Origin of the sequence: Paraburkholderia sp. SIMBA_027, assembly GCF_046535315.1 — a bacterium.
Lineage (GTDB): Bacteria > Pseudomonadota > Gammaproteobacteria > Burkholderiales > Burkholderiaceae > Paraburkholderia > Paraburkholderia tropica.
In genome coordinates this window covers 1-253 of the sequence record NZ_JAWRWY010001138.1, presented here as the reverse complement: position 1 = coordinate 253, position 253 = coordinate 1, and the positions used below count along the sequence as shown (strand labels likewise).

Here is a 253-nt window from a genome sequence, read left to right as displayed (position 1 = left end):
CCAGGGTGAAATGCCCGTCCTGCCCGTCGCGGGCGTGCATAATCACGATTTTCAAGGTTTGCTTCCTAATTCTCAGAGCCGGGATGAATAGGCCCACTTCATACCGTCAACGTTCCAGTTCCAGCCGGCGAGGGGAAAATACCGCCCTGGGATGGCTGGGTCCTGACATGCGGGGCGCCGGGGTACTGGCGACCGCCCGCAAGCACTTGCAAATCCAATATGCGGTGGCGGCGATCCTGCCCGCCCCGTTGGG

Annotated in this window: 1 pseudogene; it reads left to right on the top strand. The window is 61.7% G+C overall.

The features are described 5' to 3' along the window. Positions 1-83: 83 nt before the first annotated feature. Positions 84-253 (top strand): annotated as a pseudogene (locus tag SB764_RS42690) (DUF721 domain-containing protein); the annotation flags it as partial.